Genomic DNA, 13,367 nt, shown 5'->3' with positions numbered 1-13,367 from the left:
GGTGTGTCCTGTCCTGAAGCTGGGGTGTGGGGAGGCGATACGGAAACAACGCACCCGGCGCGCTTGAACGAGCACCGGGCGAAGGAGGGGCCCGTCAGGAGCCCGTGGCGTCGCGGGCCACCAGGTCCAGGCTCATGCTGCGCGCCGGGTTGCCCATGGCGAGCGAATCCGGGGGCACGTCCTGGGAGACGATGCTTCCGGCGGACACCACCGACCGCGCGCCAATGCGCACGCCCGGCAGCAGGATGGCGCCGTGGGCCACCCAGACGTCGTCTTCGATGATGATGGGCGCGATGCGCTGGCCATCCCGGTCGCTCACGCGCACGAACGACGCGAACATGCACCGCGCGCCAATCTGCACGGACTCCCACGCCTCCAGCGACACGCCGTAGTTGAACTGGGTCTCCGAACCCACCAGCAGCCGCGCGTGCTCGTAGCAGACCACCGACGTGGGCAGCATGCCGCCCAGGAACGTCAGCTTGTCGCCCAGCTCCGCGTGGCCGTCGTTGCGCGCAGCCACCGGGCCGTACGCCGCCACGCCCTGGCCCAGGCGGAAGGAGCGGAAGAGCCACTGCGCTCGCGCGACCGCCACCACGCGTTGAGCGCGGGGAAACAGCTCCGTGCGCACCATCCGCATGCCCGCGCGCGCCAGCCGGGCGGCCTCCGCCGGCGAAGGGATGGCGGGCTTCATCGCGCCACCTCGCGCCGCAGCACCCGCGCCGGCGAGCCGCCCACCGTCACGCCCGCCGGGATGCGGCGCGAGATGACCGTGCCGGACGCCACGCTCGCGCCCTTCTGCAGGTGCGCGCCCGGCAGCAGGATGGAGCGGCTGCCCACCGTGACGCCTTCCTCCACCACCAGCGGCACCGACTGGGGGCGTTCGTGCCGGTTGCCCCGGAGCGGGTGGTACATGTTGTCCATCAGCTTGCACCACATGCCCAGCCGGCTGCGTGAACCCAGCGTCACATACGACTGCGCTTCAATGGAGCTGCCGCCCTCGATGGTCACGTCGTCCTCGATCACGATCCGTCCCCCCCGCTGGGCGTGCAGCTCGATGGGCGCCATGCGCGCGTCGAACACCACGCGGTCGCCCACCAGGACTTCCCCCTCGCCGTGAATCCAGACGCGCCCCCAGACGGTCGGGAGGGCGCCCACGGACTCACAGCGACGCAACTTCAGACGCGCGACGGTCGGCCCCAGGCCGAGCAGCATCATCAACGGAATGCGCATAGGTCAGGGCTGGGCCTTCGCGGAGGCGGGCGCCTCGCGCTGGGGTTCAGGCAGGGACGCCAGGAAGGTGACGAGCGCGGACGCCACGCGCGTCCGCCCCTGGGCGTTGAGATGACCGCCGTCGTCCGAGTACGCGGGCACCATCGCTGGATAGGCGCGGCCGTTCACCTCGTACGTCTCACGGGAGCCATCCGCCTGTGACGACTCCAGCGCCGCCAGGTCGAACAGCGGCTCCTTGCCGTCATACGTCCGCCGCATCAGCGCGTTGAACGCCTCGCGCGACACGTTCTCCCCCACGCCGAAGACGGGACGGCCGCGCAGCTCGTTGAACCACGCCTTCGCCCCGCGCTGCACCGTCGTCAGCGGCGCGGTGACGTGCACGAAGGTGACCCCCGGGTGGCGCGACTTCAGGCCCGCGAGCGTGGCGCGGTACTTCTCGAACAGGGCCTTCGCGTCGGTGCTGGAGGTGAAGTCGATGTAGCAGAACTTCACCAGCGCCACGTCCACCTGCTTCGCCAGCCCTCCATCCAGCAGCCGCTCGAAGTGCGCGAGCTTCGTCTCCGGCTGCTCGTTCTGTCCCACGAACGCGTGCGCCAGCGTGCCGGCGGGGATCGTCGCGGCCGGGTCCTTCACCTCCACCACGGAGAGCGCGTCCGGCGCGGGCAGCAGGGCGTGGACGCCTTCCAGGATGTTGCCGCCCACCGACTGGTGGCCAAAGAACACGCGGCGTTGCGACAGCCGCTCCAGGCCCGCGCGCGTCGCGTCTGGCTTCTCCTCCGCCGTGGCCACCGCGCTCCGCGGCAGGACCATGAGCAGCGCGCCAGGGAGGAGCAGGGCACCTATTCGCGCGGGAAAGCCACGAGCGGATCGCATGTGTGGTGCTTTAGACCTTTCCAGCGCCAAGCGTCAAAGGCCCCCGCGTCGTGGCCGGATGCATGCCTTCCAGGCCATCGCATCATGCAAGAGCGGGTCGCGATTGCCCCGGCGCTCGCGGCGGGAAGCCCTTACTCGTGCGCGAGGCCGAAGAGCTGACGCAGCCGCCCGAGGATGCGGCCCGCTTCGGGCGAGTGATCCGGTCCACCGCCGGAGACCTGCGTCACGGCGCGCAGCTGGGTGCGGCGCTGGGCGAGGAGCGCGGACAGCTGTCGCGCGAGGCCCGGGTAGTCGGAGAACAGCCGCGCGAAGGTGGGCCGGTCCAGCTCCAACAGGACGGAGTCCTGGATCGCCACCACGGTGGCCGCGCGCCGCTCGCCGGTGAGCAGGGACATCTCTCCGATATAGTGGCCCGGCCCCAGCCGCGTGATCTCCGACTGGAGCGTTCCGGCGCGCACGCTGACCTCGCCGGAGGCCACGACGTAGAAGGTGCCGCCCTCCTCGCCCTCCTGGATGATGCGCTCGTTGCGCCCGAAGCGGCGCACGACGACCTCGCGGTGCAGACGCTCCAGCTCCTCCGGGCCCAGCGGGGAGAAGAGGTCCACCTGGCGCAACAGATCCCGCACCGTGTCCTCGGCCAGCTCCCGGCGCTTCGCGGGCGTGTCGCGGCGCACGTGCACCGTGCGCTGGGCGTGAGGCAGCTCCAGGCCCTCGCGGCGCAGCCGGTACCACAGCCGGGTGTGCAGCTCCTCCTTCACGCTGTCCGACAGCGCGAAGTCATTGAGGAAGACGCGAACCATGTACTGCACGTTGGAGTCCGTGAAGGCCAGCGTGCGCGCGATGGGCGGCGGCTCCACCAGCACCTGGGGAATCTCCCGCGCCACTTCCAGCAGGGCCTGCTTCACCTGGTTGGGCGGCGCGTCCAGCGACACGCCCAGCTGCACCTCGATGCCCACGGGCTCGCGGTGCTGGGTGAAGTTCTTCACGTGCTCCTTGCCCACCATCCCGTTGGGCAGGGTGATGACCTCTCGCCGGAAGTTGGCGATGCGGATGGAGCGCCAGCCGATGTGCACCACCCGTCCGGTGTGCTCGCCAATGCGGATGAAGTCGCCCACCTCGAAGGGCCGGTCCAACTGCAAGGACAGGCCCGCGAAGAGGTTGCCCAGCGTCTCCTGGAGCGCGAGGCCGATGACCACCGTCAGCACCGCGGAGGTCGCCAGCAGGCCCGCCAGGTCCAGGTCGAGCTGGCTCTGGAGGATGGGCACGGTGGCGAGCGCGTACAGCGTGAAGTCAATGACGTCGCGCAGGATCTTCGGCGTCGTCACCGGCGAGCGCATCCGCACCAGCTTCAGCGCGAACGCCACCCCGGCGCGGATGACGCCATAGGCGAACGTGAGCATCCAGCCCACGCCCACGGCCTTGCGCAGGGCCTCGGGCGTCGTGGCCTCCGGCAGCAGGCGCGACGTCAGCCGGAGCACCAGGAAGGCGACGAGCATCCGCACCGCGCCCCGGAGGTCGTCGCGCAGGTCGGGATCCCGGGTGGTGCGTTGGATGCCCAGCAGCAGGACCGTCAGGATGGAGCCCGCCAGCAGGGGGAGGTGGCCTTGGAGGAAAGTCAGCACGCCCGGGGAATCAGACCGGGCGCGCGCGCGGGGGTCAAGGTGGCGGTTGACGGGTGCCCTCCGAGCGGAGATACACGCCCCCATGACGCTTGCCTCGGTGCAGGGACAGCCCCGCGCGATGGACGCGCTCCACTCCGCCCTGCGCTCCGGCTCGGTGCACCATGCCTATCTGTTCGCCGGTCCAGAGGGCGTCGGCAAGGAGCTGGCCGCGGTGGGGCTGGCCCAGGCCCTCACGTGCCCGGAGGCCCCGGACGTGGGCTGCGGGAAGTGCGCCAGCTGCGTGCGCATCGCCAAGGGGCTGCACCCGGACGTCACCTGGGTGATGCCGGATGACGAGCGCGTGTCGCGGGGGCTCGCCGGCCGCTCGGACTTCACCGGCACGCCCAGCCGGGAGCTGCGCGTGGAGCAGATCCGCCAACTCCAGGAGCGCCTGGCGCTGCGCGGCCTGGAGTCCAAGCGCAAGGTCGCCATCCTGGTCAGCGCGGAGCAGATGAACATCCAGGCCCAGAACGCCTTCCTCAAGACGCTGGAGGAGCCCCCCGCGGAGACCACGCTCATCCTGGTGGCCAGCGCCATGGACCGGCTCCTGCCCACCATCCGCAGCCGGTGCAGCAAGGTGTACTTCGGCCCGCTGCCGGTGGAGCTGGTCGCCCGGCACGTGCGGCAGGAGCGCAAGCTGGACGCGGACACCGCCGCCCTGGCCGCGGTGATGTCCGGGGGGAGCCTGGGCCGGGCGCTCGCGCTGGACGTGGACGCGCTGAAGGAGCGCAAGGACGTCCTCACCGCCTTCGAGTCCCTGAGCGGCCAGGACCTCCCGGCCCTGCTGAGGTTCGCGGAGGCCCATGGCGGTTCGCGCGAGGACGCGGACGCGGCGCTGGAGCTGCTCCTGTTGTGGACGCGGGACGTGTCGCTCGTGAAGGCGGGAGCGGAGGGCGCGATGGCGAACCGGGACCTGAAGGGGCTGGCCGAGGAAGCGGCGGGGCGCATGTCCGAGGCCGCGCTGCACCGGCGCCACGCGCTGCTGGAGTCCGCGCGCACGGCCATTGGCACTCGCAACGGCGCGCCCCGGCTGCAGCTGGAGCGGCTCTTCATCGAGCTGTGCGTGGAGGGCCGGTGAGCGCGGACATGGACGAGGTGCTGGCGGAGGTGAAGGGCGGCAAGGTGTGGCCGCTGTACCTCCTGTGGGGCGAGGAGTTCCTGGTCCGCAAGGGCGCCGACGAGCTGGTGAAGACCCTGGTGCCGGACGCCGCCATGGGGCTGAACCTCGCGGTGCTGGACGCGGCCTCTCCGCGCGAGGTGGCGCAGGAGCTGGCCACGCTGCCGCTGTTCCCCGGGCGCAAGGTGGTGCTGGTGCGCGACCCGGAGTTCCTCGCGCCCAAGAAGGGCAAGGGCGACGCGCTGGCCAAGGCGCGCGACGCGTGGAAGGCGGGCAAGCGCAAGGAGGGGGCCCGGCGGCTGCTGGCGCTCGCGGGCCGGGCGGGCTGGGGCGTGGATCAGCTGGACCCCCGCGTGCCCGGCGCGCCGTCCGTGGAGCAGTGGAAGGACGAGCTGAACGTGGAGCTGGCGGAGGCGGACCTCGCCTTCCTCCAGGAAGCGGCGGCCTTCTGCCGCGACGAGCGCATCAGCGCCCCGGAGGGGGACGCCTCCGCGCTGCTGGAGCTGCTCCAGAAGGGCGTGCCGCCCGGACACGCGCTGGTGCTGGCGGCGACGGACGTGGACTCGCGCAGCCCGCTGCTCAAGTTCGCGCAGGACAAGGGCCGGCTCTTCGAGCGCAAGGTGGCCGCGCGCCACAAGGACCTGGACCTCAGTGAGATCGCCAGGGACTTCCTCGCGCCCCTGAAGAAGAAGCTGGGCCCGGGCGCGCTGGAGGGCCTCAAGGAGCGCATCGGCGGCAACATCCGGCTGCTCCAGTCGGAGCTGGAGAAGCTGGCCGTCTACGCGGATGGGCCCACCATCGAGGCGGCGCACGTGACGCTGCTGGTGCACCACGCGCGCGAGGAGGAGTTCTTCGAATTGACGGAGGCCCTCCAGAAGCGCGAGCTGCGCGACGCGCTCTCCTACGCCGAGGACGCGATGGGGCAGGGGACGCACGCCCTCCAGCTGCTGGGGGCCGTGGCGTCCATCGTCCGCTCCTTGCTGGAGAACCACGCCTGGCTGGAGAAGTACGCGGGCGGGCAGCCGCCGCGCACCGGCCGGGACGTGGAGGCGCGCATCCTCCCGAAGCTGGAGGCGGAGCTGAAGGCCACCAAGCGCAAGACTCCCAACGCCTGGGCGCTCGCGTTCGGCATGCAGGCGGCCGCCCGGTACGAGCGCCGCGAGCTGCTCAACGCCCTGGTGGCCTGCGCGGACGCGGACCTGGCGCTGAAGTCGTCCGCCAGCGGGAAGCTGGTCATCGAACGGCTGTTGTGGACCGTGTGCACCCGCGCCTGAGCCCCGCTCCAGCGGGCCTGCGCGCACCAGGCGTGCGCACCGGGCCCGGCCTGGGATAGAGGAGCTTCATGGCGGACAAGCGACGCTTCGACCTCTTCGCGGACCTGCTCGTCACGCGCTTCCCCCAGGCCCTCCGCGTCTACGACGTGGCCGGCGGGCAGGGGCGCCTCAACGAGGCGCTCACCCAGCGCGGGCGCACCGTCACCACCTTCGACCTGCGCCACAAGCACCTGCCGGTGCGGTACGCGCAGCGGCCCTTCACCCTGGAAGAGCCCTGCGAGGCGGAGCTCGTCGTGGGCATGCACCCGGACGGCGCCACGCGGATCATCATCGAGTACGCCGCGCGCCACGGCTTGGGCTTCGCCGTCGTCCCGTGCTGCTCCGACAACGGCATGCCCTACAAGCCGTGGATGCGCCACCTGGCTGACGTGGCCCGCGAGGCGGGCATCACCACGGTGGAAGAAGCCGCGCTGCCCATGGAGGGACGCGCGCGCGTGCTGCTTGGCCTTCCGCGTTGAGGTTGACGCAACCTCCCGGCGGTGCGCGGCACGCTGCCCGTGTATGGCTTTGACGCACGGCGCGCGAAATCCCGGTCATCCTTTGCGCACCAAGAAAAAGCCGTCAACCTTGGATTGCTCGAATAGAGGACACACCCGGTGTGCACTGTCATTGTTCAGGACAGGCCCCCGGCTCTTCCGGAATCCCGAGGAAGAACGGGCGCTTGGGCCTGAATACGTAACGGGAACTTGCACATTTCAGAAGATTTCCTGGGCATTCATGTGCCAGCCACGTTTCAAGTTCTTCTCTTACTGCGAGGTATTCCGGGCACTTAATGAGTTGGCCTGACAAATGCTCAAAGGAGGGCTGCCACGGCGAGACCCCCTACGCCGGGCAGGAGGAACCACCTTGGTTCGCACCCGTTTCGTTGCCCTGCTGGCCACCCTTCCCCTCGCCGCCTGCGGCGTCGAGGGCATGGACTCCAACTCTTCGAACGATCAGCAGAAGCCGGATGAGATCGCGGATGTGCAGAGCGCGCTGAGCGTCATCCCCGGCGCCCAGATTGTCGGCATGAACGCGGATGGGACGCCGCACACCATCCAGGGCCGCCTGGGCCAGGCGGACCGTGCGCTGACGGGCTTCGCGGTCGCGGACGTGCACACGTCCATCGCCGGGTCGCTGCCGTCCATCGCCTCCATCTTCCGCCTGAGCGCCTCCGACCTGCAGGTCCGCAAGGTGTCCGTGGACGACCAGGGCGTTTCGCACATCCGCTACGCGCAGACGCTGAACGGTCTGCCGGTGGTGGGCGAGGAGCTGGTGGTGCACGTGGACCGCTCGGGCTCCATCTTCGGGGCGAACGGTTCCGCGCGCTCCGGCGGCACGCTGTCCGCGCGTCCGCTGGTCGCCGCGGAGGCCGCCCGCACGGCGGCGCTGCGCGACACGCAGGGCACGGGCCTGGCCGTCACGGGCTCGCGGCTCGTGTACGTGAAGGGCGAGCAGGACGGCAAGCTGCGCCTGGCCCATGAGGTCATGGTGACGGGCGAGAACGCGCTGATGCCGCTGCGCGACCGCGTCTATGTGGACGCGATCAACGGCGCCACGCTGCTGCGCGTGCCGGAGATCCACACCGCGCTCAGCCGCAAGGTCTACAGCGCGAACAACGGCACCACCACGCCGGGCACGCTCAAGCGCAGCGAGGGCCAGGCGGCCATCGGTGACTCGCACGTCGACATGAACTACGACATGCTGGGCTACACCTACAACTGCTACAAGACGCTCTTCAACCGCGACTCGCTCAACAACGCGGGCCAGACGCTGATCAGCACGGTTCACTACAGCAAGAACTACGTGAACGCCTACTGGGACGGCACCCAGATGGTGTACGGCGACGGCGACGGCGTGAACTCCATCGAGCTGGGCAAGGACGCGGACGTCACGGTCCACGAGCTGACCCACGCGGTGACGGAGAAGGAGTCCAACCTGACGTACTCCGGCCAGTCCGGCGGCCTCAACGAGGCGATGTCCGACACGTTCGGCGCCATCTGCGAGAGCCAGTCCAAGGCGTGGAGCACCGCCGCGGACATCTGGATGGTGGGCGAGGACGTCTGGACGCCGAACATCCCGAACGACGCCCTGCGCTACATGGACGACCCGGCGAAGGACGGCGTGTCGCTGGACTGGGCGCCGAACTACTCCAACCAGGACGTGCACTACAGCTCCGGCATCCCGAACCTGGCGTTCGCGCTGCTCGCCAAGGGTGGCACGCACCCGCGCGGCCGCAGCTCCATCGTGGTCCCGGGCATCGGCGTCGAGAAGGCCGGCCGCATCTGGTACAAGGCCAACACCGACATCTACACGGCGAGCACCACGTTCGATCAGGCGAAGACCTGGACCATCCAGGCGGCCTCGGCGCTGGGCTACGACCAGGCCACGCAGGACGCGGTGAAGGCGGCGTGGGAAGCGGTGGGCGTGGGCGTGACGGTGCCGCCCCCGACCTGCACCGCGCTGACCAACGGCGTCGCGAAGACGGGCCTGTCCGGCGCGTCCGGTGCGTCGGCGTACTACTGCATCGACCTGCCGGCCTCCAAGGCGTCCACCTACGCGATGAGCGGCGGCACGGGCGACGCGGACATGTACATCAAGTTCGGCTCCGCCCCGACGACGACCTCGTATGACTGCCGTCCGTACCTGTCCGGCAACAACGAGTCGTGCAGCGCGGCGGCGAAGGCCTCGGCGGGCAAGATGTACATCATGCTGCGCGGCTACTCGGCGTACAGCGGCGTGTCCCTCAAGGCCACGTACTAGTCCCTCGCGCGGGTCCGGCGTGAGTCCACGCCGGGCCTCGTGATGGCCTCACCGACCGCCTCCGGAACCCTGCGTTCCGGGGGCGGTTTGTGCTTGCGGGGCCCCGAAGGCGACCGCGTCGCCGGGCGCCAGCGGCTGGTAGGGCGCCGAGCATGGCGGGGACGACGGGCCTCCTGTCCGAAGGCCCCCCGCCAATCAAGGCCGCGTGGAGGGCCGGGCGGGCGAGGAGGCAGGCCCTGGGGCGCCGTCCGTGCGGGAACGGGGTAGGGTGCCTTCGCTTCCCGCACGGCAGGAGGATGCATGGGGCGGCGGCTGGGCAAGGTGTTGCTGGCGCTGGTGGTGGCCATGGGGGCCGCGTCGTGCCACCGCGGCGCGCGCGCGACCGCTTCGCGGACCTGCGTGGTGCTGTCGGTGGGCGGAACCAAGGGGCTCGCGCACGTGGGCGCGCTGGATGCGCTCGCGGCCCGGGGAATCCGCATCGACTGTGTGGTGGGCAACAGCATGGGCGCGGTGGTGGGCGGCCTCTACGCCTCCGCGCCCGGGGGCGACCTGCGCCAGCGCTACCGGGCCTTCTTCACGGCTTATGAAGAAGAGACGCGCCGGACGACCGCCGCGCGCGGTGCGCTGGGGGCCGCCGTCGGCCTGTTGGCGGTGCTGGTGTCGGGCGGCGCGCTGGGGCCCGCCGTGGCGGCGGGAGCCTTGGGCGCGGCGGGCGGCGCTGCCACGGTGCCCCGGTTGAGCCACGAGCGCTTCACCCATGTGCTGGAGCGCTTCTACGCGGGAGCGCGGGTGGAGGACCTCCCCGTGCCGTTCGCCACCTTCCATCAGGTGCCCTCGGAGCAGGGCCTCCAACGCGTGACGGTGACGCACGGACTGCTGTCGTCGGCCGTGGCCGCGAGCGCCGCCAATCCGCTCCTGTTCGAGGACGCGACGCTGGCGCGCATTGATCCAGGCGCGGACCGGGTGTCCGCGACGCCCGTCCACGACGCCTGCCAGCTGTTCCCGGGGGCGCGGCTCATCGCCATCAACGTCACGGGTGAGCCGGCCTTCTACCGCTCCGACCTGGACTGTGACGTCCGGGAGGTCCGCGTGGAGGTCCCGTCGCCGCCGGTGGAGGCCTTCACCGGCCGGGGGGCCGCCTTCGAGGCCCTGTACGATGCGGGCCGGGACGCGGTGAGGCGGGCGCGGCTGGACTGAGCCAGGGACCGTCCAGGGGCCTCACGGCGCCGTGAGCAGGCCCGTCACGTCGCGCCAGCCGCCCTGACAGGGCGCGGTGTCGGTGGCCAGGTAGTGCCCCACGCGGCCGGGCGCCAGCGCGACGATGGTGGACGAGCGGGTGCCGTACGCCGCCGTGTGGATGCACAGCGCCTGGAGCTGTTGGAGGAAGTCCGCGGGCAGGTCGCTCTCCGCCAGCGGCCCCGTCGCGGCGTCCCGGGGCGGCAGGGCGTGGTCGGCCAGGGCCGCCTGGAGCCCGGTCACCAGCTGCGGCCACGGACGCTTCGCCACGGCCTCCGCGAGGGCATGGGCCCGCTGGACCTTGGGCAGCGCCAGGTTGTCCAGGCTGTCGTTGGGCAGCACGTGCACGCCAGGGGGCACGTCCTCGTGCAGCAGGTGGGCGTGGCCCGGCCGCGCGTAGGCCACGCGCAGCGTGCGTGCGTCCCCGTAGAGCAGGTTGAAGGGGAGGAACTCCGGGGCGGGCAGGGTGCCGAGGTAGCGCTCGATGGCCTCCACCGAGCCGGCCTGGAGGGCGCTCAGCACCACCTCGCCCCGGGAGCGGGGGGCCGTGCCCAGGCCGCGCGCGCCCCGCTGGTTCGTCAGGGCGACCACGGTTCCCTCGTGGGTGACGCCCATCCACGTCCCGCCTCGCTCCACGTCCTGGCCGCCTACGGTGCGCGGGGCTTCGGAGAGGATCCGCGGCCCGTGGGCCGGGCGCGCGTAGAACTCATCCCGGTTGGCGGCGACGACCAGCGGCCACTCGGGATGGACGTTACGGAGGATGAGCACGGTGCACATGGCCTCCGGTCGATAACATCCACTCCCGTGCCATGCAGCTCCCGGCGTGCATGTTGCCGATGACCTCGTTTCCCCGAGCGGCTATGGTCCGCCGCCCTCAGGAGAGTCCATGGCGGAGAGAACCCTCGTTACCAGCGCCCTTCCGTACGCGAACGGCGCCATCCACCTCGGTCACGCCGTCGAGTACATCCAGACGGACATCTACGTGCGGTTCCTGCGCTCATGCGGGCAGGACGTCGTCTATTTCTGCGCGGACGACACGCACGGCACGCCGATTGAGATCAACGCCGCGAAGCAGGGCATCCCGCCGGAGCAGTTCGTCGCGCGCTTTCACGACGAGCACCAGCGCGACTTCCGCGACTTCGACATCCGCTTCGACTACTTCCACTCCACCAACTCGCCGGAGAACCGCCACTACGCGGAGCTCATCTACGGGCGGCTCAAGGACGCGGGCGACATCGACCGCCGCGACATCGAGCAGACCTACTGCGAGAAGGACAAGCGCTTCCTTCCGGACCGATTCATCCGGGGCACCTGTCCCAACTGCAAGTCGCCGGATCAATACGGCGACGCGTGCGAGAAGTGCGGCAAGACCTACAACCCCACGGACCTCATCGACCCGCGCTGCGCGCTGTGCGGCACGCCGCCGGTGCGCCGCAACTCCGTGCACCTGTTCTTCAAGCTGTCGCGCCACGCGGACTTCCTCCAGGAGGTCCTGAAGCGCCCCGGCTTCATCCACCCGGGCCTCGCCGCCCAGCTCCAGGGCTTCTTCGAGAAGGGCCTGTCGGACTGGGACATCAGCCGCGACGGGCCGTACTTCGGCTTCGCGATCCCCGGGGAGACGGACAAGTTCTTCTACGTCTGGCTGGATGCGCCCATCGGGTACATCGCGACCACGGAGAAGTGGGTGAAGGAGTCCGGCCGCGCGAAGGATGCGCTGGAGTACTGGGGCAAGGACGCCCCCACGCGCATCGTCCACTTCATCGGCAAGGACATCGTCTACTTCCACGCGCTGTTCTGGCCCGCGGTGCTGAAGGTCGCGGGGCTCCACATCCCCAATGAGATCAAGGTGCACGGGCACCTGACGGTGAACGGGGAGAAGATGTCCAAGAGCCGCGGCACCATGGTGGCCGCCCGCGACTATCTGGACCTGCTGGACCCGACCTACCTGCGCTACTTCTACGCGGCCAACCTGGGCGCGGGCGTGGAGGACCTGGACCTCAACCTCAAGGACTTCCGCCTCCGGGTGAACGGCGAGCTCGTCAACAACGTGGGCAACCTGGCCAACCGCGCGCTGTCGCTGCTGGCCGGACCGCTGGAGAAGAAGCTCGCGCCGGGCCGCGCGGACGGGGCGGGGCGCAAGCTGGTGGAGGACGCCCTGGCCCGGGTGCCGGAGGTGCGCGACGCGTTCGAGAAGCTGGAGTACCGCGCCGCCATCAAGGTCATCACGGAGATCGCCTCCACGGCGAACGCGTTCCTGCAGACGCAGGCGCCGTGGGCGCAGGTGAAGAAGGACGTGGAGGCGGCGCGGGCGGACCTGTCGGACGCGGCGGACGTGGCGTACCTGCTGGGCGCGCTGCTCGCGCCAGTGACGCCTCGGCTGTCGGAGAAGCTGTTCGCCCAGCTCAACGCGCCGCCCCTGACGTTCCAGGCGCTGGCCACCGCGAAGTACCCGTTGCTCGACCGCGCCCATCCGCTGGGCACGCCGGAGCCGCTGTTGCCCCGGCTGGAAGAGGACCGCGTCAACGCCATCATCAAGGCGCCCGAGGGCGCGCCTGTCGCCCAGCCCGCGAAGGCTGGCGGCAAGGACACGAAGACGGAGAAGAAGTCCATGGAAGCGAAGAGCCCGGAGGCGCAGCCCGCGGTGCCCACCCCACCGGCGTCCCCCGCCGGCGAGGGCGCGCCCGCCGCCGACATCGAGTACGCGGACTTCGCCAAGGTGGTGCTGAAGGCGGGGCGCATCGTGGCCGCGGAGAAGGTGAAGGGCGCGGACAAGCTGCTCAAGCTGGACGTGGACCTGGGCGAGGGCGCGCCGCGCACCATCGTCTCCGGCATCGCGGAGGCGTACGCGCCGGAGGCCGTGGCGGGCCGTCGCGTGGTGGTGGTGGCGAACCTCAAGCCGCGCAAGCTCAAGGGCATCGAGTCGCGCGGCATGCTGCTGACGGCCGGCTCGGGCGGCAAGGACCTGTCCCTGTTGGATCCGGGCGACGTGGCGCCCGGCAGCGACGTGAAGTAGCGCGCGGTCGCGGGCTCGAGGACGGGCCGGGGGGCCTCCCCCGGTTCATCCTCGGAGCACGCATCCGGGCTCCGCGGGGATGCCGTGAGGCGGCGCGGCGCCGGACCGCCCGTGGCATCCAGCGGCCGCCGGATGAGCGCGATGCCCCCGGGCCGTGCAGG

The 13,367-nt window shown here is 70.9% G+C and carries 11 protein-coding genes; 6 read left to right on the top strand and 5 right to left on the bottom strand.

The window, feature by feature from the left end; genetic code table 11:
• Positions 1-94: 94 nt before the first annotated feature.
• From FOF48_RS14090 to FOF48_RS14075, 4 genes are all read right to left on the bottom strand, one after another.
• Positions 95-691, bottom strand: a complete 597-nt coding sequence (locus FOF48_RS14090; RefSeq protein ID WP_143901753.1) for an acyltransferase — start codon at positions 689-691, stop codon at positions 95-97.
• Positions 688-1,230 carry a DapH/DapD/GlmU-related protein gene (locus FOF48_RS14085; protein WP_143901751.1) on the bottom strand — a complete coding sequence of 181 codons (543 nt, stop codon included), beginning with the start codon at positions 1,228-1,230 and terminating at the stop codon, positions 688-690. Before FOF48_RS14085 ends, FOF48_RS14090 begins: the two co-directional genes overlap by 4 nt.
• 3 nt (positions 1,231-1,233) lie before the next feature.
• Positions 1,234-2,040 (bottom strand): hypothetical protein, encoded by an 807-nt coding sequence (locus FOF48_RS14080; protein ID WP_255442161.1) that lies wholly within the window; start codon positions 2,038-2,040, stop codon positions 1,234-1,236.
• A gap of 194 nt (positions 2,041-2,234) precedes the next feature.
• Positions 2,235-3,725, bottom strand: coding sequence for a mechanosensitive ion channel family protein (locus tag FOF48_RS14075; protein ID WP_143901748.1), 1,491 nt, complete (start codon positions 3,723-3,725; stop codon positions 2,235-2,237).
• 82 nt (positions 3,726-3,807) lie between these two features.
• Here FOF48_RS14075 and holB point away from each other — a divergent pair, with 82 nt between their 5' ends.
• From holB to FOF48_RS36760, 5 genes are all read left to right on the top strand, one after another.
• Positions 3,808-4,842, top strand: coding sequence for a DNA polymerase III subunit delta' (holB, locus tag FOF48_RS14070; protein ID WP_143901746.1), 1,035 nt, complete (start codon positions 3,808-3,810; stop codon positions 4,840-4,842).
• Between the two features lie 8 nt (positions 4,843-4,850).
• Positions 4,851-6,155, top strand: a complete 1,305-nt coding sequence (gene holA, locus FOF48_RS14065; RefSeq protein ID WP_143902181.1) for a DNA polymerase III subunit delta — start codon at positions 4,851-4,853, stop codon at positions 6,153-6,155.
• A gap of 68 nt (positions 6,156-6,223) precedes the next feature.
• Positions 6,224-6,673 (top strand): hypothetical protein, encoded by a 450-nt coding sequence (locus tag FOF48_RS14060; protein WP_143901744.1) that lies wholly within the window; start codon positions 6,224-6,226, stop codon positions 6,671-6,673.
• 388 nt (positions 6,674-7,061) lie between these two features.
• Positions 7,062-8,957: a M4 family metallopeptidase gene (locus tag FOF48_RS14055; RefSeq protein ID WP_143901742.1), complete on the top strand. Its 1,896-nt coding sequence runs from the start codon at positions 7,062-7,064 to the stop codon at positions 8,955-8,957.
• 300 nt (positions 8,958-9,257) lie between these two features.
• Positions 9,258-10,154, top strand: coding sequence for a patatin-like phospholipase family protein (locus tag FOF48_RS36760; RefSeq protein ID WP_143901740.1), 897 nt, complete (start codon positions 9,258-9,260; stop codon positions 10,152-10,154).
• A 21-nt stretch (positions 10,155-10,175) separates the two neighbouring features.
• On the opposite strand, the gene FOF48_RS14045 is transcribed toward FOF48_RS36760, so the two are convergent.
• Positions 10,176-10,970: an NRDE family protein gene (locus tag FOF48_RS14045; protein ID WP_143901738.1), complete on the bottom strand. Its 795-nt coding sequence runs from the start codon at positions 10,968-10,970 to the stop codon at positions 10,176-10,178.
• A 109-nt stretch (positions 10,971-11,079) separates the two neighbouring features.
• On the opposite strand from FOF48_RS14045, the gene metG reads away from it, so the two are divergent.
• Complete coding sequence (metG, locus tag FOF48_RS14040; protein ID WP_143901736.1) at positions 11,080-13,206, top strand: methionine--tRNA ligase; 2,127 nt, start codon at positions 11,080-11,082, stop codon at positions 13,204-13,206.
• Positions 13,207-13,367: the final 161 nt, after the last annotated feature.

It is taken from the genome of Corallococcus sp. Z5C101001, assembly GCF_007352635.1.
In the GTDB taxonomy this organism is placed as follows: domain Bacteria; phylum Myxococcota; class Myxococcia; order Myxococcales; family Myxococcaceae; genus Corallococcus; species Corallococcus silvisoli.
Note: the sequence above shows the minus strand (reverse complement) of the source record. Positions and strands in the feature narration are given on the sequence as shown.